Source organism: Georgenia sp. TF02-10 (genome assembly GCF_022759505.1).
Lineage (GTDB): Bacteria > Actinomycetota > Actinomycetes > Actinomycetales > Actinomycetaceae > TF02-10.
In genome coordinates this window covers 1,370,065-1,394,033 of sequence record NZ_CP094289.1, presented here as the reverse complement: position 1 = coordinate 1,394,033, position 23,969 = coordinate 1,370,065, and the positions used below count along the sequence as shown (strand labels likewise).

Below are 23,969 nucleotides of genomic sequence, written 5' to 3'. Positions count from 1 at the left end.
CGGTCACCGCAGGTCCTCGATGTCCTCCGCGATGGTGTCCGCCTGCGGGCCGACCACCACCTGCACCGCGCTGCCCTGCTGCACGACGCCGAACGCGCCGGCCGCACGCAGCGCGTCCTCGTCCACCCGCGCCGGGTCCTCCACCTCCACCCGCAGGCGGGTGATGCAGGCCTCGAGGTCGAGGACGTTCGCGTCCCCGCCGAGGGCGGCGAGGATCTGCTCGGCCTGGCTCATGTTGTGCTCCTCCGTCACGACCACCGGTCGTGTGCCGACGGCGGGCGGTCCCGCCGTGCGCCCTCGGGCGCCCGCCCCGGGCCCTGCTGACCCAGTCGGTTCTGATCAGACCCCGGCCGGGCAGCGCTGTCAAGGCGGGCGGTGCGGCGGGCCGGGTGGGCGTCGTCACCCGTCTCGACCAGGCCGAGTGGTCGCGCCGCCACCACCCCGACTGGTCGGGTGAGCGGCGCCGTCGCCCGTCTCGACCAGACCGAGTGGGTCGCGCCACCACCGCCCCGGCCGGTCTGGTGGCGGCGCCGTCGCCGACCTCGGCCGTCCGGTCAGCACCGACGGCGCGCCGTGCCCGGGCGATGTCGGTGGCCGCGGTTAGCGTCGGCGGCATGAGGATCCTGCACACCTCGGACTGGCACCTGGGGCGCACGCTGCACGGGGTGGACCTGCACGACCACCACGCAGCCTTCCTCGACCACCTGGTGGACCTGGTCGACGCCGCGGCGGTGGACGCCGTCGTGGTCGCCGGGGACGTCTACGACCGTGCCGTCCCGCCGGTGGCGTCCGTCGAGCTCCTCTCCGACGCGCTCGCCCGGCTGACCGCCCGCACCCGGGTGGTGCTCACCCCGGGCAACCACGACTCGGCCACCCGGCTGGGCTTCGGCGCCGGCCTGTTCCGGGACCGGCTGGCCGTGCGGGCCGCCGTCGCCGGGGCCGCCACCCCGGTCAACCTGCCCGACGCCGACGGCGGGACCGGCGCCTACGTCTACGCCCTGCCCTACCTCGACCCGGACCTGACCCGGGACGCGCTGGCCGAGCCCAGCGAGGACGGGCCCCGCCGCCCCGTCCGGTCCCACCAGGCCGTCACCGCCGCCGCGCTGCGCCGGGTGCACGCGGACCTGGCTGGCCGGCGCCGGGACGACGGCGCCCGGGTCCCCGCCGTGCTCCTCGCGCACACCTTCGTCACCGGCGGCGCCGCGAGCGAGTCCGAGCGGGACATCCGGGTCGGCGGCGTGGACTCGGTGCCCTCGGGCGTCTTCGGGCCCGCTGACGCGTTGGACTACGTCGCGCTCGGGCACCTGCACGGCCCGCAGCGGGTCGGCCGGGAGGGCACCGACCCGGTGATGCGCTACGCCGGCTCCCCGCTGGCGTTCTCCTTCTCCGAGGCCCGGCACCGCAAGTCCACCGCCCTGGTCGAGCTCGGCCCGGCCGGGGTGACCTCGGTGGAGCTGGTCCCGGCCCCGGTGCCGCGCCGGCTCGGGGACGTCACCGGCCCGCTGGCCGAGCTCCTCGGCCCGGCGCTCGACGCCGTCGCGCAGGACTGGCTGCGGGTAACGGTCACCGACGACGTCCGCCCGCTGGACCTGTGGGCGCAGGTGACCCGCCGCTTCCCGCACGCCCTGGTCGTGCAGCACCGGCCGGCGAACGCACCGGCCCGGGCGGGCGCCCGGACCGTCACGGCCGGGCAGGACCCGCTGGCCGTGGCGGCCGACTTCCTCGCCGCCGCCGGCGGGCGCCCGGCGACGGCGGCCGAGCTCGCCGCGGTGGCCGCGGCCTACGAGACGGTCCTCGCGACGGAACGGAGCGCCTGATGCGGATCCACCGGCTCACCCTGCAGGCAATCGGCCCCTTCCCGGGCCGGCACACCGTGGACCTCGACGCCCTGTCCGCGTCCGGGCTCTTCCTCCTCGAAGGACCCACCGGCGCCGGGAAGTCCACCCTCATCGACGCCATCGTCTTCGCCCTGTACGGCGTCGTCGCCGACGCGGACTCCTCGTCGGACCGGCTGCCCTCCCACCACGCCGCCCCCGGCGTCGAGCCCTTCGTCGAGCTCGTCATGTCCACCGGGGCCGGGGTCTTCCGGGTGTGGCGCTCCCCCGCCCACCAGCGCCCCAAGCGGGGCGGGGGGTTCACCCCGCAGAGGGCCCGCGCGAAGCTCTGGCGACTCGCCCGGCCGGACCAGGACGGCGGGGACCCGGTCTCCGCCCACGTGCAGGAGGTGGGCAGCGAGCTGCGGCGCATCGTGGTCCTTGACCGTGCGCAGTTCACCCAGACGGTGGTCCTGCCCCAGGGCCAGTTCGCGTCATTCCTGCGGGCCCGGCCGGAGGACCGGCGCACCGTGCTGCAGGAGGTGTTCGGGACGGCGGTGTACGAGCGGCTGCAGCGCCAGCTCGCCGAGGACGCCCGGCGGGAACGCGGCCGGCTGGACGCCGCCCGCGCCGGCACGGTGACCGCCGCCCGCGCCTTTGCCTCGGCCGCCGGGCTCGTGGAGACCGACGCGGCGGCCGTGGTGGGCGCCGCCGAGGACGGTGACGCGGCCACGCTGACCCGCGCGGCGGACGAGGCGGTCGGGGCGCACGAGTGCCGGGCGAGCGCGGCCGAGGCCGACCGGGACGCGGCCGCGGACACCGAGCGGGTGGCCCGGGAGCACCTGCGCGACCAGCGCGAGCTCGCCGCGGCGCTCGCCCGGCGCGGCGCGCTGCTCGCCGAGCAGGCTGCCCTGGCCGCGGCGGAGCCGGCGGTGACGACGGCGGCCGAGCGGCTGGATCGCGCGCGCCGGGCGGCCACGGCCGTCTCCGCCGTCGCGGCCCGGGAGCAGGCGGGCGAGCGTGCCGCGGCGGCCGCCGCGAGCCACCGGGACCTGCTCGGCGCCACGGCCGCCGGTCCGGACGCGGACCTGGCCGACGAGTCGGTCGACCTGACGGCCGCGCACGAGGCCGCCACCGCCGCCGCCGGCGCGCTGGCCGAGCTCGTCACGCTCGAGGAGGGCCTGCCGGCCCGGGCGGACGCCCTCGCCCGGGCCCGGGCCGCCCTGGGCCGCGACGCCGAGCACCTGGAGGCGCTGGCGGTCGCGCTGGCCGTGCGGCCGGCCGGCCGCGCGGCCCGGGAGGACGCGCTCGGGGAGCTGCGCGGCGCCGGCGCCGAGCGGGCCCGTGCCGAGGCAGCGGTCGCCGCGGCCGGCCGGGTGCTGACCGCCGCACGCGCCGTCGAGGACCGTACCCGCGAGCTCACCGCCGCCCAGACCGAGCTCGCCACGGCCGCCCGGACGGCGGAACAGCGCGCCGACGTCGAGCGGGCCGCCCGCCGGGCCTGGGTGGCCGGCATGGCGGGCGCGCTGGCCGCCGGGCTGGCCGACGGCGACCCGTGCCCGGTGTGCGGGGCGGCGGAGCACCCGGTGCCCGCCCCGGCCAGCCCGGGCACCAGCACCGCAGACGTGGAGGCAGCTGCCGCCGCCCGGGAGACGGCCGAACGGACCCTCACCGAGCTCGGCGCCCGGGTGGCCGCCCTGCGGGAACGGCTCGCCGCCGCCGACGACGGGGCCGGCGGTCGGGACGTCCCCGCCGCCCAGGCCGAGCTGGCCGCGGCCGAGGAGGCGGTGCGCGCGGCCACCGACGCCATCGTCCGCAGCGCCGAGCTCACCGCCGAGCTCGCCGAGTTCGACGCCGAGACCGCGCGGCTGACCGACGCCCACGCCACCGCCGCCGCGGCCCACGCCGCCGGGACCGAGCGGGTCGCGGGCCAGGCGGCCCAGCTGGCGGCCGACACCGAGCGGTGCGCGGCCGGCCGCGCCGGCGCCCCCTCCGTGGCCGAGTGGGCCCGGCGGCTCACCGCCCGGGCCGAGACGGCCCGGCGGCTGCAGGACGCGGCCCGGGAGCGCCGGGCCGCCGACGCCGCCCTCGCCGACGCCGAGGAACGGCTCACCGCCGCGCTCGCCGCCGCCGGGCTGCCCGACGCCGCCGCCGTCCGGGCCGGGACCCTGCCCGCCGCGGACCAGGCGGCGCTGGAGCGGCGCGTCCAGCAGCACCGCTCGGCGCTCGCCCGGGTGGCCGACGGCCTGGCCGAGCCCGCCGTCGCCGGCCTGACGGGCGCCGAGACGGCCGATGTACCGGCCGCGGACGCCGCACACGCCACCGCCCTGCAGGCGCTCACCGCCGCCAGCGCGGCGGCCCGGGAGGCCCGGGTCCGGGCGGAGCAGTGCGCCGCCGCCGCCGACCGGCTCCGGACCGCCCTCGCCGAGAGCGCCGAGCTGACCAGCCGCGCCGCACCCGTGCTGCGCGCCGCCGCGCTGGCCACCGCCGGGGACGGCAATACCATCAGCACCACGCTGGCCACCTACGTGCTGCTGCGCCGCTTCGAGGACGTCGTCGCCGCCGCCAACGACCGGCTGACGGTGGTCTCCGACGGGCGGTACGCGCTGGAGCGGATCGACGAGCGCGAGGGCGGCCAGCGCTCGCCCCGGGCCGGCCTGGGCCTGCAGGTGCGCGACCACCAGACCGAGACCGCGCGCGACCCCCGCACCCTCTCCGGCGGGGAGACGTTCTACGTCTCGTTGTGCCTGGCGCTGGGCCTGGCCGACGTGGTCCGCGCCGAGGCGGGCGGGGTCGAGCTCGGCACCCTGTTCATCGACGAGGGGTTCGGCTCGCTCGACCCGGTGACCCTCGACGCGGTCATGGCCGAGCTCGGCCGGCTGCGCGACGGCGGCCGGGCGGTGGGCATCGTCTCGCACGTCGCCGACCTGAAGGACCGCATCGCCGAGCGCGTCGCCGTGCGCCGGCTGCCCGGCGGGGGGTCGTCGCTGACCGTGCACTGCTGACGGCGGGATCGCTAGCCGGCGACCTCGCGCCGCAGCTCGGCCAGTTCGGTGACGTCGTACCACAGCAGGTCCCGCTCGGCGGCCCGCTCGAACGCGTCGTCGTCCCCGGCGGCCGCGGCCGCGACGTCCTCGGCGGCGGCCGCCTCGTCGAGGTGCAGGGACACCACCCACCCCCACGGCACCGGCGCGCGGAGCTCGACGACGCTCGGCAGCTGGTCCGGGCCGCGGGCCACGTCGGCCCGCACGGCGGAGGCGGGCACCTCCGCGGCGGCGACGAGGCGGCGCGGCGCCGCCCCGCGCGCGGCGATCAGGCGCACGGAGTCGTCGGCGGCGGCGAGGGTGGCGACCATCTCGAGAGCCTCCTCGTCCTCCTCCGGCAGCGCGGCCCGCAGTGCGGCCGTGACGGCGTGCGCCCAGGGGGGCGCGAGCGTCTCGGCGCGGAGGTCGGCTGTCGTGGCGGGCAGGTACAGGCGCATGGGGGCAGTCTCCCCTGCCTCGGCGCCGGCGGGCGGGACCGGTCCGGCCCAGGTATCAGGAGGCCGGCCGGTCCGACCGGTCCTGGGCTGCCGCGGAGGGGACCGGCGCCGGCGGGGGCGGGGGCGGCGCAGGCGGCGGTCCGGGCGGGGCCGGCGTGGCGGCAGCGCCCCGCGGTGCGGCGCTGAGCCGCCGGAGCCAGGACGCCCGGCCGCGGCGGCGGACGGGGCCGGTGCCGGCCAGGTCGGCGGCGAGGCCGGCGAGGGCGAGGTAGGCCGGTGAGGTCGGGTCGACGTCGGCCAGCGTCCGGCCCTGCAGGACGGCCCGGTCCAGCGCCGCGCGGTCGTCGGGGACGATGACCGCATCGGGCACGCCGGCGAACCGGACGAGGGCCTCGTGGACGGCCTGCTCCGGCCGCGGGCCGGCAGTGGCCGCCCGCACGCGGTTGGCCACGACGACCCGCCGGGCGCCGGGGCTGAGCAGCGCGCGGTCGGTGAGCTCGCCGAGGGCCAGGACGAGGCGGCGCATCCCCACCGGCTCGCCGGCCCCCACGACGACGACCACGTCGGCCGCGCGGAGGGCGGCCGTGGTGGCCTGGTGCCGCCGCGGGCCCAGCGTGGCGTCCGGGCCGTCGTCGTCGACGGCGGCGCCCACGTCCACGACCGTCCACCCGGTGGCGGCGCGGGCCACCTCCCACACCACGTCGAGCGCGGCCGCCGGCAGCTCGCGCCAGCGGTCCGGCCGGGTCAGCCCGGTCATCACCCGCAGGCCGCCGTCGAGGACCGGGCACAGCCGCTCCAGGGTGGCGACGTCGAGCCGGCCGTGGGCGGCCTGCCGGCACACCGCGGCGATCGCCGAGGTGTCCTCGAGCAGGCCAAGCAGCTGGGTGAGCGACGGGGCCTCGGTGTCCGCGTCGACGAGCAGCGCGCCGCCGGTCAGGGCGGCGAGCTCCGCGGCGAGGGTCACGGCCACCGTGCTGCGCCCGGGGGCGCCGACCGGCCCCCACACCACCACAAGCCGGCCAGGTCGGGGCGGGGCTGGGGCAGCCGGCGGGTCGGCGACCGCGGCACGGCTCCGGCCAGCGGCACCGCTCCGGCCGAGCCGCTCCCGCCGACGGGCCGCGGAGCCCCGGCCGGTCGGCGCCGGCAGGCGGGTGCCGGGTCGCCCGGCGGTGCGGCCCGTCGGGACGACCGCGGTGCCCGGGGTGGTGGATCTGTGGCCTGCGTGGGGCGGCGGCGCGGGCCCGCCGCCCGCCGGCTGACCGCTCTCGGCCGACGGCGTCCCACCGGCGGGTGCCCAGCCACCGGTCGGTGCCGCCTCACCCGGCCGCGCCGTCTCACCCGGCCGCACCGCCTCATCCGGCCGCGCGGCGCTGCGGCCCGCGTCATCCGGCCGTGCCGTCCCACCGTCCACCGTCGTCCCGCCCGCCGGCGTCGTGGCGCTGGCCCCGGTGCCACCCCGCGCGGCGGGGTGCCGTTCGCCGTTGCCCGGCCAGACTTCCGGGCCGGCCGGGTCGTGGCCGCTCCGACCGGTGATGCCGTTCGCCGCGGCCCGATCCGCCCAGCCCCTTCCGGCCGCCGTCGGCTCCGCCCCGGCCGCCCCAGCCCCCGTCGTCCCCGCCCCAGCCGGCCCCCCGCCGGCCGCCCCGGCCGCCGTCGGCCCGGCCGACGACGGCCCGGCCGCCGTCTGCCCGGCCGGCGGCGGAGCCTCGTGCGCGAGCCAGGCGACCAGGTCGGCGAGCGCCGCGATGTCCTCGGTGCTCGCGGCGACGGCGGTGGCACCCAGCGCCCGGCACCGGTCCAGGTCCTCGGGCGCGGCGACCAGCACGCAGCGCACGCCGGCGTCGTCGAGCCGGGCCACCACCGTGCGGTCCACGCCGGGCAGGTCCGCGGAGACGACGGCGACGGCACCGAGCCCGGCCCCCGCGGCGGCGAGCACCTCCGGGACGTCGGCGCAGCGGCGGACCACCCGCACGCCCGACCCCGGGGCGTCGAGGGCGCGGACGAGCTCGCCCTCGCGGGCGTCGGTGAGGGCGAGCAGGACGCCGACGGTCACGAGCCGGCCCCGGTCGCGGCGGCCGGGACGCCGGCACCGAAGGTGGGGACGATGACGAGCTGGCCCTCGGCCGGCAGGGCGGCGAGCACCCCGGGCAGGTCCTCCGCGGGCACGAGGAGCTCGGCGGACACCCCGGTCCCGCCGGCGAGCATCGACTCCTCGCGGACGATGTCGGCGACGAGGAGGTCGGCGGCGAGCATCTCGGGGACGGGCTCGGGGGCCTGCGGGTCCTGCGGGCCGCCGGTGGGCGGCGGTGGGGTCAGCCAGAGGTCCACGGTGGTGCCCGGGCCGACGTCGGCGGGCACGGCGGCCCCCAGGGGGACGACCACCGGGCGCAGGTCCACGGCGGTGGCCTCGCCGAGGGCGCTGCGCGGCAGCAGCTCCCCGGGGCCCAGCGCCCGCAGCGCCACCGCGGCGTCGGGCAGCCCGTCCGCCACCCGTAGGTAGCGGTCCTGCGGGCCGCCGAGCCGGACGTCCTGGACCGTCAGGTCCTCGCCGTCGATGGCGTCCCCGGGGGTGACGGCGTCCCGGGTGGCGTAGACCTGCACCGTGCCGGCGGCGTCGCGCACCGCCCAGGTGCCCAGCGCGACCGAGCCGGCGACGAGCAGCACGCCGATCCCGAGCCGGGGGTCGCGCCAGGTGGGTCGGCGCAGCCGGCGCAGCTGCGCCCGGTCCTCAGCCGTCACGGTCCTGCTCCCTCCGTGGGCTCGCGGTCCCTCGGTGGACGCGAGGCTCCATGGTGCGTCCTGGGTGCCGGAGGGTGCCCGGCGTTGTCCACAGGACGGCGTGGATGCCCGTCGATACCCGGCGGGAGTGGGAAGATGCCGCCATGGCGCAACGGTTCCTTACGCTCGCCGACGTCGCGGAGTCCCTGGCGGTCTCCGTGGCGCAGGTGCGCGTCCTGGTGCGCTCGGGCGAGCTCCCGGCCATCCAGGTGGGGGGCCGGAACCAGTGGCGGGTGGAGATCTCCGCGCTGGAGGAGTACATCCAGCAGCAGTACGCCCGGACCCGGGAGCGGATCGGCGCGGAGCCGGACGGCGGGGTCCACGGCGCGGAGCACGACGGCGGGGTGCACGACGGTGCGGTGCCGCACGGTCCGCTGCCGCGCGGCGGCGGTCCCGACGGCGACGCCCTCACGGGTGGCTCACCATCAGCACGGCGCTGAGCGCCAGGCTCAGCACCTCCCCGTCACGGTCGGTGCGCAGGTCCAGGTGGTCGGCCCCCACCCGGACCACCCATCCCACGTAGTCCCCGGCCTCGCTGGTCACCCGCAGCCGGGTGCCCTGACGGGCCAGCATCCGCAGCACGTGCGTCACCCGCAGGCGCCGCTCGGCGTCGCCCGGGTCGGGAGCGGCGGCGCCCAACGGTGAAACCGTCGCGACGGCGTCGAGCGGGACGAGGACCCGCCGCCCGTCGTCGTCCAGCAGGAGCCACTGGGGGGCGGCGTCGAGCAGCCGGCCGCGGACATGGGTGCCGGTGCGCAGCCGCACCACCAGCTCCTCGCCCAGCCGGGCCCGCACCCGGTCGGCGAGGTGGACGGCTCCCACCTCGGCCTCGGTGAGCTCGACGACGAGCTCGTCGTCCTCCGTACGCAGCGCTGCGTCGAACTGGCTTTGCAGGTCCTCGAGCAGGGCTTCCCAGCTCATGGACAGGAACCGTAAGGCACGGGGCGCGGCCACGGTAGGGGCAACGGCGACGAGTGTCGCCGACCGGGACGGCCGAGGAAGCGACGGGCGCTCCCGACGGCGACCGGGCGACCGAGATCGGTGGCCGCCCGGGCGCCCGGGAGCCGGGCGCAGGGAGGTCGGCCCCAGCAGCAGGGCGCACCGACCCCTGTCCCCGTGCCGCACCATCCACCGTGCTGCGCCCGTCCACCACCGGCCTGGCCCTGGCGGTTTTCCACCGACCCTGCCCGGAGGGGTTTACACGGCGACCGGGTCGGCGTACACCTATGGCCACCGAACAGCACCAAACTGCATCATCAGCCACGATCGGCGCGTTGAGAGGGGCCAGGGATGACCCGTGGTGCTCCAAGACCGGGCCTGGGTGGGCTGCTCGCGCTCCTCGTGCTCAGCGCGGTGCTGTGCGTCGTGCTGGCGGGGCGGACGGTGGCCGCGGTGCGGGCGGTGGTGGGCGCCTGGCCGGACGCCACCGGCGCGGTGCTGCCCGACGTCGTCGCCGCCGGCGCGCTCACCGTCGGGGCCGTGGTCGCCGGCTGGTACGTGCTCACGTGCGCAGCCGGCGTGGCGCTCCACCTCGCCCGGGCAGCGGGCAGCTCCATCGGCGCGGCCGAGACGCTGGTGCGGCGGTGGGGAGCCCCGGTGCTGCGCCACGCCCTGGTCACGACGGCGGCCACCGGGCTCGGGCTGTCCTCCCTCGGCGCTGGCGCGGCGGCTGACCAGGAGCCACCGCCGGAGGACCTCGGCTGGGGCGCCACGGTGCAGACCACGCCGACACCCACGCCGTCGCCCGAGCCGGCGCCCGACCCGCCGGCACCAACCCGGCCGACCCAGGCCCCCGCCACGGCACCGGGTGCGGCGCCGGCCCCGATTACGGGAGCCGAGCCAGCGCCAGGCGCCGTGCCCGCACCGGACGTCGTGCCCCACCACACCGAGGCGGTCCACACCGTGGTCCCAGGGGACTCGCTGTGGCGCATCGCGGCCGCGCACCTGCCGCCCGGCGCCGACGACGCGGCCATCGCCGCGGAGTGGCCGCGCTGGTACGCGGCGAACCGGGCGGTGATCGGCCCGGATCCCGACCTCATCCATCCCGGCCAGCAGCTGCAGGCCCCGCCAGCCCAGGAGTCGCCATGAGCACCGCCACCGTCACCCGCCCCACCGTCACCCGCCCCACCGTCGCCGGCCGTGCCCTGCCCGGTGTGCGCCCGCCCGAGCACGGGGTCGGCACCGCAGAGGTGCCCCGCACATCCACCGCCCGGCCCTGGGACCGGCTGCGGTTCGCCGGGCCGGCCCCGGAGCCCGCCGCGCCGGACGCGGACGCCGCCCCGGCGGGTGCGGCCGGCGCGGCCGGCGCCCCGTCCACGGTCACGGCCGAGGAGCCGCTCCCGGACCCGGGCCGGTGGGCGGGCGCGCTCGCCCGCTCGTGCGTGGAGGTGCTGCTCGGCGTCCGGCCGGCGGCCCAGCTCGGCCGCTGGCTCACCGCCGACCTCTACGAGGCGCTCGCGCGCCGCGCCGGCCTGGCTGTTCGGGTCCTGGGCCGGCCCGTGCGCACCCGGCCGGCCATCGTGCGCCGGGTCCGGGTGTGCGAGGTCGCGCCGGGTGCGGTGGAGGCCGCCGTCGTCCTGCACGACGGCGAGCGGGTGCGCGGGGCGGCGGTGCGGCTGGAGGTGCACCGTGGCCGGTGGCGCGCGACGGCGCTGGAGATCGGCTGACGGCCGTCGGTGAGGTGCGTCGGTCGCGGCCGCCTGAGCAGGCTGGCCGGTGGCGAGGGTGTCGGGAAGCAACGCAGAAGGCGGCTCCGACCGGGACAAACGCCCATCAGTTCGAGGAGGCCCCGCTCTCCGGAGAGGCGCGGCACCGGTGGGGAAGGGTCACGTCGGCCAACACCTACCAAAGGATGTGCCCGTTAAGCAGAGCCTCGCTAGTTGCCCCCGAGAGTGCGCAGCGGGCGGCGGCGGTTCAGTCGTCGTTCGGCCCCGATGGCGTAGACGGCAGGGGTGCCCTTTGCAGATGGCCGGCGCAACCGTTTCGGCCCCCCGGCCCCATGGCACCGTCAGGGTGCGGCGCGCGTTGGCCGCGCCAACCCGGCCCCGCACCGCAGTTCATCAAGAATCCTGCCCTTGTCCGCCGCGGCGTACCTCGCCAGCGTACTGCTTGGTGATCTCACGTTTGGCACCGATCGACAACCGACCCATCCGGCCAGCCCACCCTCCCGGCCCAGTCGCGAGCAGCACTCGCCCGAGGCACACGAGACCTGCTTCGCGAACCACACTTAGGTTAGCCGCGCAAAGCCTCGACAGAAGTCCTTGGCGGGCATACGCTGCTCGGATGAGTGAGGAGGACACTCCGACATCCGCGTCGCTATCGAGTCGGCGGGGCATGCACGTCGTTCTGGCGGTGCTTTCCGCGTTTCTACTACAGTTGATGGGGACCATGAACATTCGAAAAGTAGGACTTTCGTTTTTGGTAGCAGCAACACTGGTCGTAGGTGGTTGCGCTGGAGAGCGAAAGGTGGAGGAGCCTGCCGGAACTGGACAATCGGCTGAGGCCACCTCCTCGGCGCCTACTCCAACTCCTTCTCCTGATCCCACTGCCGTACAAACGTTGACGCAGGAACAACTGGAAGCCGCTGCAGGCGCACAGATTTGCGCTTCGTCCGCGCGTGTAGCCCCGCTCGTAACACGCAGTTGGGAACGGGTGATTGCCTCGCGCGGGGCCGCCGACCACCAGGAGATGGTTGAGGCCTTCTACGACACGGTCGAGGGTGCCGGCGATAATGACCAAGCTGGCTGCCACGGTGCGGTGGAGCTCGCTGAGCTCGCGTTCTCGGCATCGCTACTTCAGGCTGCAGTCACGGCTGAGCCGGAGGCCGTGGCGGAGGACTACGTTGCTGTGGCTGACGCAGGAAATACTTGGCTAGCCGAGATCCTCGTCAACGACGTCTCGTTCCAGATTCCGTAACCTGCGCGTCGGTCACGACGAAACTCGGGGTGGTTGGCCTATTTGGACCTACGCAGACCCTTGAAGCTGCATGCATGAATGTGTGTGCCCTCGATCTTACGGGTTGCTCCTCCCACCTGGTCCGGCAGCGCTTCGGACCATCTCGCCCCGGATCTTGTCGCAGTGACCTTCAGCATGCCTCCCGACCGGAAGCCGTGCATCGGTGAATTACCGCACGATACGCGGCTCCGCCCCGACCGGGATGGTCCAGGTGAAAGGCCGAATATCCGGTCAGCGGCGCTTCTTGGCCGCCTTCGCCGCCGCCCGCCGCTGCTCGCGGTTGCCGCCCTGCGCGCCGACCGGCGCGCCGTCGCTGCTGGTCTCCACCGCGCCGTCGGTGGCCGACGCCGAGTAGGTGAGGTTCTTGGGCCGCTCGGGCGCCTCGAGCCCGAGGAGGTCGGGCATGCCGTCGCCGGAGCCGGCGGCCCCCGCCGGGACGCCGTCTCCCGAGCCGGCCGCACCCGCCGGCACGCCGTCACCCCTGCCCGCCGCAGCGCCCACGGGCACACCGTTGCCGGCCGCACCGCCGCCTGCCGCGGCACCCGCCGGGACGCCGTCGCCAGACGTGCGCGCGGCACCCGCCGGCACCCCGTCCCCACCCGAGGCGGCGGGGACCGCGGTACCGGCCGCCGTCGCCGCGGCCGACCCCGCGGTGATCACCGGCCCACCCGCGCCCGCGGCCGGCGCCGAGGGCTTGACCTCCAGGTTGAACAGGTACCGGACCGACTCCTCCTTGATGGCCTCGTTCATCGCCTGGAAGAGCTGGTAGCCCTCCTGCTGGTACTCCACGAGCGGGTCGCGCTGGGCCATCGCCCGCAGCCCGATGCCCTCCTTGAGGTAGTCCATCTCGTACAGGTGCTCGCGCCACTTGCGGTCCAGCACGGAGAGCACGACGCGCCGCTCGAGCTGGCGCATGACGGCCTCGCCGAGCTCGGCCTCGCGCGCCTGGTAGGCCAGGGCGGCGTCGGAGCGCAGCTCCTCGACCAGCATCTCCCGGGTCACCCGGGTGGCGTTGCCGGCCTCCTCCACGACGTCCTCGGGCGTGATCGACACCGGGTAGACGGTCTTCAGCTCGCTGAACAAGGTGTCCAGGTCCCACTGCTCCGGGGTGCCCTCGGCGGTGTGCTCGGTCACCACGCCGGCGATGACGTCGTCGATGAAGCCGCGGACCTGCTGCTCGAGGTCCTCCCCGGACAGCACCCGGCGGCGCGCCTCGTAGACGACCTCGCGCTGGCGGGACAGCACGTCGTCGTACTTCAGGACGTTCTTGCGGATCTCGAAGTTGCGGGCCTCGATCTGGCTCTGCGCCGAGGCGATGCCCTTGGAGACGAACTTGTGCTCCAGCGGCATGTCGTCGGGGTAGGCGCCGCCGTCCATCACCCGCATCGCCAGCCCGGAGTTGAACAGGCGCATGAGGTCGTCCTCGAGGGACAGGTAGAAGCGGGACTCCCCCGGGTCGCCCTGCCGGCCGGAGCGGCCGCGGAGCTGGTTGTCGATCCGGCGGGACTCGTGCCGCTCGGTGCCCAGCACGTACAGCCCGCCGAGCCCGACGACCTCGTCGTGCTCGGCCTTCACCGCCTCCTGCGCCGACTCCAGCGCCGCGGGCCAGGCCTCCTCGTACTCCTCCGGGGTCTCCGTCGGGTCCAGGCCGCGCTCCTTCAGGGCGGCGACGGCGAGGTACTCGGCGTTGCCGCCGAGCATGATGTCGGTGCCGCGGCCGGCCATGTTGGTGGCCACGGTGACGGCACCCTTGCGCCCGGCCATGGCGACGACGGCGGCCTCCCGGGCGTGCTGCTTGGCGTTGAGGACCTCGTGGCGCACCCCGCGCTCGGCGAGCAGGCGGGAGACCACCTCGGACTTCTCCACGCTGGTGGTCCCGAGCAGGACGGGCTGGCCCGCGGCGTTGCGCTCGGCGACGTCCTCGACGATGGCGGCGTACTTCTGCTTCACGCCCTTGTAGACGAGGTCGGACTGGTCCTTGCGGATCATCGGCCGGTTCGTCGGGATGGGCACGACGCCGATCTTGTAGGTGCTGGCGAACTCGGCCGCCTCGGTCTCGGCGGTGCCGGTCATGCCGGAGAGCTTGTCGTACAGCCGGAAGTAGTTCTGCAGGGTGATGGTGGCCAGGGTCTGGTTCTCGGCCTTGATGGCCACCCCCTCCTTGGCCTCGATCGCCTGGTGCATGCCCTCGTTGTAGCGGCGCCCGGCGAGGACGCGGCCGGTGTGCTCGTCGACGATGAGCACCTCGCCGCGGTCGACGATGTAGTCCTTGTCCCGCTTGAACAGCTCCTTCGCCTTGATGGCGTTGTTGAGGAACCCGATGAGCGGGGTGTTGAGGGACTCGTAGAGGTTCTCGATCCCGAGGTAGTCCTCCACCTTCTCGATCCCCGGCTCGAGGACGCCGACGGTGCGCTTCTTCTCGTCGACCTCGTAGTCCTCCTCCCGGGTCATCCGGGTGACGATGCGGGCGAACTCGGAGTACCACTTGTTCACGTCGCCGGAGGCCGGGCCGGAGATGATCAGCGGGGTCCGGGCCTCGTCGATGAGGATGGAGTCCACCTCGTCGACGATGGCGAAGCTGTGCCCGCGCTGGACGAGCTCGTCGGTGGACCAGGCCATGTTGTCGCGCAGGTAGTCGAAGCCGAACTCGTTGTTGGTGCCGTAGGTGATGTCGGCGGCGTACTGCTCGCGCCGCTCGTCCGGCTTCTGCCCGGAGAGGATGGTGCCGGTGCTCATGCCGAGGAAGCGGTACACCCGGCCCATGAGCTCGCTCTGGTAGCCGGCCAGGTAGTCGTTGACGGTGACGACGTGCACGCCCTTGCCGGTCAGCGCGTTGAGGTAGCTGGGCAGGGTGGCGACCAGGGTCTTGCCCTCGCCGGTCTTCATCTCCGCGATGTTGCCCAGGTGGAGGGCGGCGCCGCCCATGATCTGCACCCGGAAGTGCCGCTGGCCCAGGGTGCGGGTGGCCGCCTCGCGCACCGCGGCGAAGGCCTCGGGCAGCAGGTCGTCGAGGGTCTCCCCGCCGGCCAGGCGCTCCTTGAACTTGTCGGTCTCCTCGCGCAGCTCGGCGTCGGTCATCGCGCCGAACGGCTCCCCGAGGGCGTCGACCTGGTCGGCGATGGCGGTGAGCTTCTTGAGGATGCGTCCCTCGCCGGCTCGGAGGATCTTGTCGAGGATCGTCGGCACGCGTGGAGCTCCTGCTTCTCTTCCTGGCACCGGGGACCGCCCCGGTGCAGGTGACCCCGGCCGGGCGCACCCGGTCCCATGGTAGGCGGTGGTCGTCGTCGGCGGGTGCGGGTGTGGACGACGGCGCCCGGTCCTGCGCCGACGGCGGCCCCGCCCGGCTGCGGCGCCGGTTCACCGGCGCCACGGCCGGCCCGGCGGTGCCCCGGCTCACCTCAGCCGAGCAGCCCCCGCTGGACGGCGAGCGGGGCGGCCAGGTCACCGCCGGCGTCGGCGTCCACGACGACCTCCCCCAGCCCCAGCCACCGGGCGAGCGCGGCGAGCTCGGCCGCCAGCTCCGTCACGACCGTCCCCGGCGTGGGCCACGCCCCGCCGCCGGTGGCGGGCAGCCCGGGGACGGCGGCCGGTGCCTCGGCGTGCGCGGCCCGCACCCGCAGCACCCCGGCGGCCCGGTCGGCCTTGAGGTCGACCCGGCCGACCAGGTGCTCCCCGAGCAGGAACGGCAGCACGTAGTAGCCGTGGGTGCGCTGCCCGGCGGGGGTGTAGATGCCGATCCGGTAGTGCATGCCCCAGCCGGCCACCAGGCGGCGGCGCTCGAAGACGAGCGGGTCGAACGGGGCGAGCAGGGCGCGGGCGGCGGTGCGGCGGGGCCGGCGCGCATCGGCGTGCAGGTAGGCGGGCCGGCCGAGCCCGCGGACCGTGACCGGCTCGAGCGTGCCGGCGTCGACCAGCTCGGCGACCGCCCGGGCGGTCGCCGCCGCCGGCAGCCGGAAGTAGTCGGCGAGCGAGCGGACGCTGGCCACGCCGTGCGCGCGCGCGCTGAGGGCGACGAGCGCGCGCACGGCGTCCTCCTCGGGCAGCACCGGCTCGGCCAGGACCGCGGCGGGCAGCACGCGGTCGGTCAGGTCGTAGGCGCGCTCGAACTGGCTGGTGCGGTACGCCGCGGCGATCTCGCCCACCTCGAACAGGTGCTCCAGGGCGTGCTTGGCCGGCGTCCAGTTCCACCCCCAGTGCTCCTTGGCCCCGCGGGCGTGGCCCAGGGCGGCGTGCACCTCCCGGGCGGTGACCGGGCCGGCCTCGGCGACGACGTCGCGCACCGCCTCGACCAGGCCGGAGTGGTGGGCGAGCTCGCGGCCCCAGTGATTGCGGCGGCGGTAGCGATCCATCCGCCAGCGGAGGAGCTGGTAGGTCCGCGGCGGGACGTAGGAGGCCTCGTGCGCCCAGAACTCCACCAGCCGCCGCGGCGCCCGGCCCGTGGCCCGGTCCAGCAGCGCGACGTCGTAGCCGCCGAGCCGGGCGAACAGCGGGAGCAGGTGGGCCCGGGCGAGCACGTTGACCGAGTCGATCTGGAGCAGCGCGATGCGGTCGATCACCCGCTGCAGGTGCGCCATGGTGACGGTGCCGGGCGCTGGGCGGGGCCGGTCCAGGCCCTGGGCGGCGACGGCGATGCGGCGCGCCTGTCCGGGGGTGAGGGCGGGCGCGTCGGTCATGGCGCCATCCTGCACTGCCGGACTGACGGCGGTGAACGACCACAAAGTTCGCTCCGCACCAGCGCCCCCACGCCTCGCGGGGAGTCAGTACCACGTCGACCACAGCGGTACCGTCGGTCATGGCCATGAATCTCCGCCTCGACCCGGAACGTGAGAAGGCACTTGCCGACGAGGCACGTCGTACCCGCCGGTCCCAGGCCGACGTGATCAGAGACGCGCTGGACGCTTACTTTGCTGATGCGCAAGCCCGCACGAGGCGCCACGTCCAAGCACTCATCGACAACGGCGAACTCATGCCGGCGGAACAGCCGTACCGTCGGGTGACACCGTCCCTGGTCCCCACGAGCGAGTGGGAATGGGAGACCGAGCGCGAGGACAGGATCTGATCGTCTACGTCGATACGTCGGCAGTCGTCAAGCGCGTCCTCATCGAGAATGAGAGCAGTGCCCTCGTCGACTACCTGGACGCGGCGGTCGCCGACCATGGCGCCGCGCTCGTGTCCGCGACGGTGACAGAGGTCGAGGTCGCGCGGCGGTTCCATCGCGAAGGCACGGCCGATGACGTGCCGGGTGCCGTCGCGAACACGCTTGCGGGCGTCAGCCTGATCCCTATCGACCGGAGGATCGAACGAGCCGCGATGAGCATCCCAGATCAGTACCTTCGCTCTTTCGATGCTCTTCACGTAGCTTCAGCCCAGCGTGTGAATGCGACCGAGTTCGTGACGTATGACAAGCGGCAGGCGGATGCCGCGCGGGCGGCAGGATTCTCGGTCGTCGTACCGGGTGGGAAGATCGATGCGTCAGCCGACTAACGGTCGCCGGTCCGGCGCCGAGGGTCACGCGATCCGGACGACCCCGAGCGCGTCGGCGGCGACGTTGAGCAACTCGTCGGCGAGGAAGTCGGGACTCCGTAGCCAGAAGTCCAGCTTCTGCAGCCGAAGCTGCCCCTCCACTACTCCGACAGCGTCGGCCAGGGCGACGTCGTCCCGGATCGACGCGGTCAGGGGTTCGGCAGCGCCGTCGACCAACAACAAGACCCGCACCGCATCCTGCTCGCGGCTGGTCACAGCCGCGCTGGCCTGCCGTTTCCGTCGTCACCGCTGCCGCCGTCCATAATCAGTCAGCCTAGGCGACACTGAGCTCAGCCCTTCTGGCCACCGATGACGGCGGCCGCCGTGCGCAGATCGGCGACGAACTCGTCGAAGGCCTCCTGCCAGCCCTCTTTGCCCCGCAGCCGCAGCACCGCCGACGGGTGGGTAGTGACCAGGACCGGGACGCCGTCACCGGTGCCGTCCCCGCCGGTGTCGCTGTCGCCGCCGTCGCCGTCGCCGGTGCCGGCGGGCATGACCCGGCCGCGCTCGGCGGTGATCCGCACGTCCCGTCCGAGAACGGCCCGGGCGGCCGTGCCGCCCAGGCAGACGACGACGTCCGGGCGCACCGCGGCGAGCTCGGCCGCGAGCCAGGGCCGGCAGGCCTCGACGTGCGCGACCCCCGGGGTCTTGTGCAGCCGCCGCTTGCCCCGCTCGACGAACCGGAAGTGCTTGACGGCGTTGGTCGAGTAGACGGTGGCCGGGTCGATGCCCGCGGCTGCCAGCGCCTCGTCCAGGACCCGGCCGGCCGGGCCCACGAACGGCTCGCCCCGGCGGTCCTCCTGGTCCCCGGGCTGCTCGCCGACCAGGACGATCCGGGCCCGCTCGTCCCCGGCGGAGAAGACGACCTGGGTGGCGTCCGCCCAGAGCTCGCACCCGCGGCAGCCCGGCGCGGCGGCCCGCAGCGCGGCGAGGTCGCCGTCGGGCGGCACCCACTCCTGGGCGCCCGGCCGCTCCGGGCGCGCGGCCCTGGTCATCGGACCTCCGTCCCGGCGGCCGGTGCCTCCGGGCCGGCGGTCGCCGCAGTCCCCGGGGCGGCGGCCGACGCGGCTCCCGCCACGAAGCCCGCTTCAGCCTCGGGGCCGCCGGCCGTGGCGGACCCCGGGACGGCGGCGATATCGGCCAGCCGCCCGGCGAGGGCGAGGGCGTCGAACGGTGCCCGGACCTTGACGTCGTTGTCGAAGTACACGTAGACCTCCCGGTCCTCGGCGTGCCACGCACGGATCTTCTGCGCCCACCGGTCCAGGGCGGCGTCGGTGTAGCCGCTGGTGTAAAGCTCCTCGTCCCCGTGCAGGCGCACGTACACCAGGTCCGTCGTCGGCTCCTCCAGCACCGGCCACCGGCCCGCCGTGTCCGCAACGACGACGGCGACGTCGTGCGCGCGGAGCAGCTCGGCGAACGCCGGATCCCGGTAGCTCTCGTGCCGCACCTCCACCGCGTGGCGCACCGGCCGGTCCGCGTCGGTGCTCGTCCAGGCCGGTTCCTTCACCCGCTGGTCGTGCCCGGCGGCGACGTCCGCCGCGGCGAGGGTGGTGCGGGGCAGCTGGGCCAGGAACGCGGCGAGGCGGTCGTGGTCGAAGGCCAGCACGGGCGGGAGCTGCCAGAGCACCGGGCCGAGCTTGTCGGCGAGGGCGAGCACGCCGGAGGCGAAGAAGTTGGCCAGGGCGGTCTCGATGTCGCGCAGCTTCTTCATGTGGGTGATGAACCGGCCACCCTTGACCGCGAAGACGAACCCCGGCGGCGTCTGCGCGTACCAGGCCCGGTAGCTCTCCGGCCGCTGCAGGGAGTAGAAGGAGCCGTTGATCTCCACCGTCGACAGGCGCCCGGCCACGTACTCGAGCTCGCGCCGCTGCGGCAGTCCGCGCGGGTAGAACACCCCGCGCCAGGGCGGGTAGCGCCACCCGGAGATGCCGATGTGGACGCCCGCCATGGTCCCGCACTCTAGGTCCGGCGCCGTGCCGGCGGCGCGCCGGGACGGGGCTGGGCCGCCCGGGACGTGCCGGGGCCGGCCGTGCGACCGCCCATCGGCGGACCGCACGGCCGGCCCGGTCGCCGTCGTGCTCAGCGGCCGGCCCGGTCGCTCGTCCGGCCGGCCGGTCGCCGTCGTTCTCACCGGCCGGCCCGGTCGCTCGTCCGGCCGGCCCGGCCGCCGTCGTGCTCATCCTGGACCGGGATCGACCAGGCTCAGGCGCTCGTCGGCACCGCCTCGCTGACCTGGCCGGCCGTGGCCGTGCCCGCCGCAGCGGCCGGAGTGGCGACGACGGTGTCCAGCCGGATCACCCCGTAGGTCCAGCCGTGCCGGTGGTAGACCGCGCAGGGCTGGCGGGTCTCCTCGTCGATGAAGAGGTAGAACGGGTGTCCGACCAGCTCCATCTCGTACAGGGCCTGGTCCACCGACATGGGCCTCGCCTCGTGCAGCTTCTGCCGCACGATGACCGGGGAGTCGCCCAGCTGGGCCTCCACGCTCTCCCCGGGGCGCTTGGGCGGGACGGGCCGCTCGGGGCCGTCGTCGGTGGTGTCGTCGGAGGCCGGCGCCGGGACGTCCACCGGGGCCGGCGTGGCGTACCGGTGGTGGTCCTTGCGGCGGTCACGGGCCCGGCGCAGCCGCTCCTGGAGCTTCGCGGCGGCGAGGTCGAGGGCGCCGTACTCGCTCGAGGCGCACGCCTCGGCCCGGATCACCGGCCCCTTGTCCCGGACGGTGATCTCGATCCGCTCCGCCTGGTCGCTCAGCCGGGGGTTGCGCTCGTGGGTGAGCTCGACGTCCACCCGCTGCGCCCGCGGGGCGAGCTGCTCGATCTTCGCGAGCTTGTCCTCCACGTGGCTGCGGAAGCGGTCGACGATCTCGGTGTTCCGGCCCTTGACGACGATCTCCATGAGGATGACCTCCATCGGTTCTGGTAGGGGCACGAGGGCCCCGGACGTGTGCTGGCTCGCCGCTCTCAGCGACGGCTCGGGGTCTCGACCACCTCCTTCGCGGCCCGCCGGGACCTGCGCCGCGCTCCTTCGCGCGGCCCCCGGATCGTGAGCCCCTCCGTCATGCACCAACGTTAGCCGTCCGTCTCGGGCCGGGGCACGTCCAAGGTCTCAGGGCGTGGCGGGCACTGTGGTCGGCATCGGGTGGCGGCGGTCGCCGGGAGGACGGGAACCGCCCGGAACTGCGCGGGCCCGCCGCGGGGGCGGCGCGGCGGCCAGCACCCAGGCGGCGCGCGGCGGGCTGCCGGCGTCGGCCAGGGCGCTCGCGCAGGCGGCCAGCGTCGCCCCGGTGGTCACCACGTCGTCCACCAGGACGACGGCGGCCTCGGCAGGCAGCGGGGCCAGCGCCACCACCATGCCGGCCCGGTTCGCACCCCGGGCGCGGGCGCCCCGGCCGGCCTGGTGGTCGGCGCCCCCGCGCCGGCGCAGCACGTCCACGACGAGCACCTCGGTGCGGCCGTCGGCTGCGGCATCGGGGGTGGCGGCGGGCGCGGAGCCGGGGGCGGCGACGGGCGCGGCGTCGGGTGAGGTCGCGGGGGCGGCGTCAAGGAGGCCGGTCGCGATGCCGCGCGCGACCGCCTGGGCGAGGTCGAGCACGACGAGGCGGTGGGCCAACCGCCGACGCCAGCCGGACGGAGCCGGCACGACCAGCACCAGGCGCGGGGGCGACTCCGCCGACAGCCCCATGGCGGCGCGCACCGCGGGGTCGGCGATCCAGCCGGCGGCGGTGGCCTGGGCCGCGGCGAGCAGGTCGGCGGCGATGTCCTGGCGGCGGTGATTCTTCCAGGCCACCACCAGCGCCCGGAGCGGGCCCCGGTAGGGCCCGACCGCCCACACCGGCATCGACGCGGCGGCGGCGTCGAGCAGGGGCAGGTCGGCGTCGCAGCGCGCCGGTGCCGCTGCGAGCAGGGCGGCGCAGCCCGGGCACAGGGCCACGTCCCACCGCCCGCAGCCGGCGCACTCGACGGGCAGGACGAGCGCGCCGGCGGCGCCCAGGGCGGCCAGTAGGTGGCTGGCAGTCGGGACGGGCACGGCGGTCACGGTGCCACGGCCGCGACCACCACCGACGGCGACCGGCGGGAGCTGGGGACGGCGTGGCGCCGGCCGTCCAGCTGGGACAGCGGCTCCGGGCACGCCGGTCTCAGCGGACCTTGCCGGCGCCGGGGCCACGCAGCGCAGCGGCCTGGGTGCGGTTCCGGAACCTGAGCTTGGTGAGGATCTGCGACATGCCCGCCTCGACGGCCGCCGGGGAGAGGTCGAGCTGGGCGGCGGTCCCCACGTCGGGCGCACTGCGGCCAGTGGCGCGCGCCGCGATCGCTCGCCGCCATGCACGTCGTCGCCGTAGGAGGAGCTCCGACCCACCAGCCGGGGCCGCCAGGACGGGCACTGGCCCGGCGTCGAGCCCGACGGCGGTCAGCAAGCTGCCGGGGCGGCGTGGACGCAGCCGTCCTCGACGGCAACGTGCGACGGATAACCCCGGCGGGAAGAGTCGGCGACGTCGCTGGGCGGCCCGGCGACGCGGCCCCAGGTCCACCCGCCACCGGCGACGTGATCGGGGCGCTGATGGGCAGTACCGACGGCACAGCCACAGACAGCCAGCGAGGCCCACGTGCCGCCCCTGCCGCTTCAGATGCCGGACTTGCGGCTCGGGGCCCGGTGCCCGACGGACTCCTCCTGCCGCGCCCTGCGCGCAGCGATTCCGGTCAGGGTGCCGGCCACCCCGAGCGCTGTCCACACCGCCGGGCTGACGAGGCCGCGGGTGAAGGTGAACGGGATGATCCAGGCGTCCGTCACCAACGCGTGCAACATGTCGCCACCAACCAGGACGCCCACGAGCAGGCACAGGAGCAGGGCACCTGTGGCACCGGCCCGGAACCTCAGGTCGAGCCGGACCAACAGCGCCACAGCGACAACTGTGACAACTAGGGTGCCGATGAGCAGCCACCAGGGAATCCCGGCGAATCGTTGCTGCATGACGAACGTGCGGTGGCCTTCGAACGCCGACAGCGAAAGGAACCATAGCCCGGATAGATCAAAAGCTCACTCCAGGCGGTAGGGGAACTTGTTGCCGCGGATGAAGCCTTCGAACGCGGTCCTGGTCTGGTCGAAGGTGGCGCGCTGGATGTTGCTTATGCTGGTTTTTGCTTCGCCCCAGACGTGCTCGATCGGGTTGTGGTCGGGTGCGTAGGGCGGCATGTGGATCAGGTGGATGCGTTCGAGGAGATTGCCTGGTCCGAGGTGGGCCCGCAGGGCTTTGGAGCGGTGCCAGGCGGCGTTGTCCCACACGATCACGATCTTCTTCTTCGGGTGGGCGGCCGTGAACGCGGTGAGGGCCTCGATGATGGTGTCGCTGTTCTGCCAGTCCAGGCGCCGCAGGTCCACCTTCCCGTCGTCCTGGTGGAGGAACCCGATGTAGCTCTGGGCCTGGCGCTGGCGGTCGACCTCGATGCGGGTGGTGGTTCCGGCCATCTGCCAGGCCCGGCGCAGGATGGCCTCGTGCTCGATGCGGACCTCGTCCGCGGCCACCACGATGGTGTCCGGGTCGGCCAGGTGCGGGGCGATCTCCTGGTGGATCTCGGCCATCCGCTTGGCGATGGTGGCCTCGTCGCCGCGTCGCTTGTCCACCGCTTCGGGCTTGTGGAAGGTCATCCCGGCCATGTGCAGGAGGAAGTGGTAGGAGCTGTCGGACTCGTAGACCACCTCGAAGTGGTTGTGCAGCCAGGACGCCAGGTTCGGTACGTCCCAGAACTGCGCGGGCAGTCCCTGCTCCGAGGGTGGGGAGGCCAGGATCTGGGCTACCTGGGCGCGCTGGTCGGCGGTGAGCTTGGAGGCGTTCAGGTTCTCGGCGTGACCGGTGTGCACCGACGCCAGACGCATCTTCTGCCAGTCCCTCACCCAGGCCCGTACCGTCGAAGGCCTGCGGTCGACAAACCTGGCGACCGTGCCGATGTCGACGTTCTCGTGCAGCAGCATCAGCGCTTCTGCCTTGAGCCGCATCAGCTTGTACGGCGCTTGCTCCTTGTACTTCATCAGGATGGACCACTCGGTACCGTCCAGCTCGATCAACGTCATGCACCAATAGTAGTAATCAGACGTCCAATCCTGGGGAGGCGCGCCGCGACACACCCGCAAACATTTCCCAGATGTCAGCGCACGGGCGGTGTGCCGTAGTCGTTCGCAGGTCTCGGCGGGTGCGGGTCAGGAATCAGTTCTTGTCTTATGGCCGCTACAGGCCAGGCCGGTGGCGAACCCAGCAACGGTGGACAGCATGGCTTTCGCTCCTACTCCGGGCTGCAGGCTACGGGCACATCTTCGCGCTCCAACCGCGATAGCAGGTCAAGTTGGTATCGGGAAGAGCTTCTGCCCGCGGGGTTACTTTCGGGCCGCCTCTGTCGGGATTCCTACTAACCCCTCCCAGGAAGCCGAAC

Annotated in this window: 22 protein-coding genes and 1 pseudogene; 8 read left to right on the top strand and 15 right to left on the bottom strand. The window is 75.2% G+C overall.

The features are described from left to right. Positions 1-3 precede the first annotated feature (3 nt). Complete coding sequence (locus MF406_RS06270) at positions 4-234, bottom strand: glucose PTS transporter subunit EIIB (protein ID WP_242897100.1); 231 nt, start codon at positions 232-234, stop codon at positions 4-6. Positions 235-614: 380 nt separating this feature from the next. Here MF406_RS06270 and MF406_RS06265 point away from each other — a divergent pair, with 380 nt between their 5' ends. Further along, the gene (locus MF406_RS06265) at positions 615-1,817 is read left to right on the top strand and encodes an exonuclease SbcCD subunit D C-terminal domain-containing protein (RefSeq protein ID WP_242897099.1); all 1,203 of its coding nucleotides are present in this window, start codon (positions 615-617) and stop codon (positions 1,815-1,817) included. After that, positions 1,817-4,819: an AAA family ATPase gene (locus tag MF406_RS18870; RefSeq protein ID WP_305852993.1), complete on the top strand. Its 3,003-nt coding sequence runs from the start codon at positions 1,817-1,819 to the stop codon at positions 4,817-4,819. Before MF406_RS06265 ends, MF406_RS18870 begins: the two co-directional genes overlap by 1 nt. Positions 4,820-4,830: 11 nt before the next feature. On the opposite strand, the gene MF406_RS06250 is transcribed toward MF406_RS18870, so the two are convergent. The 3 genes from MF406_RS06250 to MF406_RS06240 are packed head-to-tail and all read right to left on the bottom strand — an operon-like array spanning position 4,831 to position 8,034. Then, positions 4,831-5,295, bottom strand: coding sequence for a hypothetical protein (locus MF406_RS06250; RefSeq protein WP_242897098.1), 465 nt, complete (start codon positions 5,293-5,295; stop codon positions 4,831-4,833). Between the two features lie 55 nt (positions 5,296-5,350). Continuing rightward, positions 5,351-7,348, bottom strand: a complete 1,998-nt coding sequence (locus tag MF406_RS06245; protein ID WP_242897097.1) for a hypothetical protein — start codon at positions 7,346-7,348, stop codon at positions 5,351-5,353. Beyond that, a complete protein-coding gene (locus tag MF406_RS06240) occupies positions 7,345-8,034 on the bottom strand; it encodes a hypothetical protein (RefSeq protein ID WP_242897096.1) in 690 nt (229 codons plus the stop codon). The genes MF406_RS06245 and MF406_RS06240 overlap by 4 nt, the downstream gene beginning before the upstream one ends. Before the next feature lie 143 nt (positions 8,035-8,177). Here MF406_RS06240 and MF406_RS06235 point away from each other — a divergent pair. Then, positions 8,178-8,375, top strand: a pseudogene (locus MF406_RS06235) (helix-turn-helix domain-containing protein); the annotation flags it as partial. A gap of 106 nt (positions 8,376-8,481) precedes the next feature. On the opposite strand, the gene MF406_RS06230 reads toward MF406_RS06235, so the two are convergent. Next, positions 8,482-8,994 carry a hypothetical protein gene (locus tag MF406_RS06230; protein WP_242897095.1) on the bottom strand — a complete coding sequence of 171 codons (513 nt, stop codon included), beginning with the start codon at positions 8,992-8,994 and terminating at the stop codon, positions 8,482-8,484. 369 nt (positions 8,995-9,363) lie between these two features. Here MF406_RS06230 and MF406_RS06225 point away from each other — a divergent pair, with 369 nt between their 5' ends. The 3 genes from MF406_RS06225 to MF406_RS06215 all read left to right on the top strand — a co-directional run bounded on the left by MF406_RS06225 (position 9,364) and on the right by MF406_RS06215 (position 11,988). Next, on the top strand, positions 9,364-10,161 hold the full coding sequence (locus MF406_RS06225) for a LysM peptidoglycan-binding domain-containing protein (protein ID WP_242897094.1): 798 nt from the start codon (positions 9,364-9,366) through the stop codon (positions 10,159-10,161). Next, positions 10,158-10,739 (top strand): Rv3235 family protein, encoded by a 582-nt coding sequence (locus MF406_RS06220; protein ID WP_242897093.1) that lies wholly within the window; start codon positions 10,158-10,160, stop codon positions 10,737-10,739. Before MF406_RS06225 ends, MF406_RS06220 begins: the two co-directional genes overlap by 4 nt. A 616-nt stretch (positions 10,740-11,355) precedes the next feature. Then, complete coding sequence (locus tag MF406_RS06215; RefSeq protein WP_242897092.1) at positions 11,356-11,988, top strand: hypothetical protein; 633 nt, start codon at positions 11,356-11,358, stop codon at positions 11,986-11,988. A gap of 270 nt (positions 11,989-12,258) precedes the next feature. Here the strand turns inward: MF406_RS06215 and secA are convergent, their stop codons facing one another. Both secA and MF406_RS06205 read right to left on the bottom strand, forming a co-directional pair. After that, a complete protein-coding gene (gene secA, locus MF406_RS06210) occupies positions 12,259-15,213 on the bottom strand; it encodes a preprotein translocase subunit SecA (protein WP_242897091.1) in 2,955 nt (984 codons plus the stop codon). A gap of 212 nt (positions 15,214-15,425) precedes the next feature. Beyond that, on the bottom strand, positions 15,426-16,700 hold the full coding sequence (locus tag MF406_RS06205; protein WP_242897090.1) for a winged helix-turn-helix domain-containing protein: 1,275 nt from the start codon (positions 16,698-16,700) through the stop codon (positions 15,426-15,428). Positions 16,701-16,819: 119 nt separating this feature from the next. Here MF406_RS06205 and MF406_RS06200 point away from each other — a divergent pair, with 119 nt between their 5' ends. Together MF406_RS06200 and MF406_RS06195 are read left to right on the top strand one after the other, a co-directional pair. Then, on the top strand, positions 16,820-17,086 hold the full coding sequence (locus tag MF406_RS06200) for a hypothetical protein (protein ID WP_242897089.1): 267 nt from the start codon (positions 16,820-16,822) through the stop codon (positions 17,084-17,086). Beyond that, the gene (locus MF406_RS06195; RefSeq protein ID WP_242897087.1) at positions 17,056-17,511 is read left to right on the top strand and encodes a type II toxin-antitoxin system VapC family toxin; all 456 of its coding nucleotides are present in this window, start codon (positions 17,056-17,058) and stop codon (positions 17,509-17,511) included. The genes MF406_RS06200 and MF406_RS06195 overlap by 31 nt, the downstream gene beginning before the upstream one ends. 24 nt (positions 17,512-17,535) lie before the next feature. Here the strand turns inward: MF406_RS06195 and MF406_RS06190 are convergent, their stop codons facing one another. The 8 genes from MF406_RS06190 to MF406_RS06155 form a co-directional block, all read right to left on the bottom strand. Continuing rightward, entirely contained in the window at positions 17,536-17,766 is a 231-nt protein-coding gene (locus tag MF406_RS06190) for a hypothetical protein (protein ID WP_242897086.1), read from the bottom strand. A 74-nt stretch (positions 17,767-17,840) separates the two neighbouring features. Continuing rightward, on the bottom strand, positions 17,841-18,545 hold the full coding sequence (locus tag MF406_RS06185; RefSeq protein ID WP_242897085.1) for a UdgX family uracil-DNA binding protein: 705 nt from the start codon (positions 18,543-18,545) through the stop codon (positions 17,841-17,843). Next, a complete protein-coding gene (locus MF406_RS06180) occupies positions 18,542-19,498 on the bottom strand; it encodes a DUF72 domain-containing protein (protein WP_242897084.1) in 957 nt (318 codons plus the stop codon). The genes MF406_RS06185 and MF406_RS06180 overlap by 4 nt, the downstream gene beginning before the upstream one ends. A gap of 254 nt (positions 19,499-19,752) precedes the next feature. Then, complete coding sequence (hpf, locus tag MF406_RS06175) at positions 19,753-20,442, bottom strand: ribosome hibernation-promoting factor, HPF/YfiA family (RefSeq protein ID WP_242897704.1); 690 nt, start codon at positions 20,440-20,442, stop codon at positions 19,753-19,755. Positions 20,443-20,652: 210 nt separating this feature from the next. Next, complete coding sequence (locus MF406_RS06170) at positions 20,653-21,573, bottom strand: ComF family protein (protein WP_242897083.1); 921 nt, start codon at positions 21,571-21,573, stop codon at positions 20,653-20,655. Between the two features lie 109 nt (positions 21,574-21,682). Next, positions 21,683-21,820, bottom strand: coding sequence for a LuxR C-terminal-related transcriptional regulator (locus MF406_RS06165; protein WP_242897082.1), 138 nt, complete (start codon positions 21,818-21,820; stop codon positions 21,683-21,685). 347 nt (positions 21,821-22,167) lie between these two features. Further along, positions 22,168-22,446, bottom strand: a complete 279-nt coding sequence (locus MF406_RS06160; RefSeq protein WP_242897081.1) for a hypothetical protein — start codon at positions 22,444-22,446, stop codon at positions 22,168-22,170. 135 nt (positions 22,447-22,581) lie between these two features. After that, the gene (locus MF406_RS06155; protein ID WP_242892207.1) at positions 22,582-23,613 is read right to left on the bottom strand and encodes an IS630 family transposase; all 1,032 of its coding nucleotides are present in this window, start codon (positions 23,611-23,613) and stop codon (positions 22,582-22,584) included. Between the last annotated feature and the right edge of the window lie 356 nt (positions 23,614-23,969).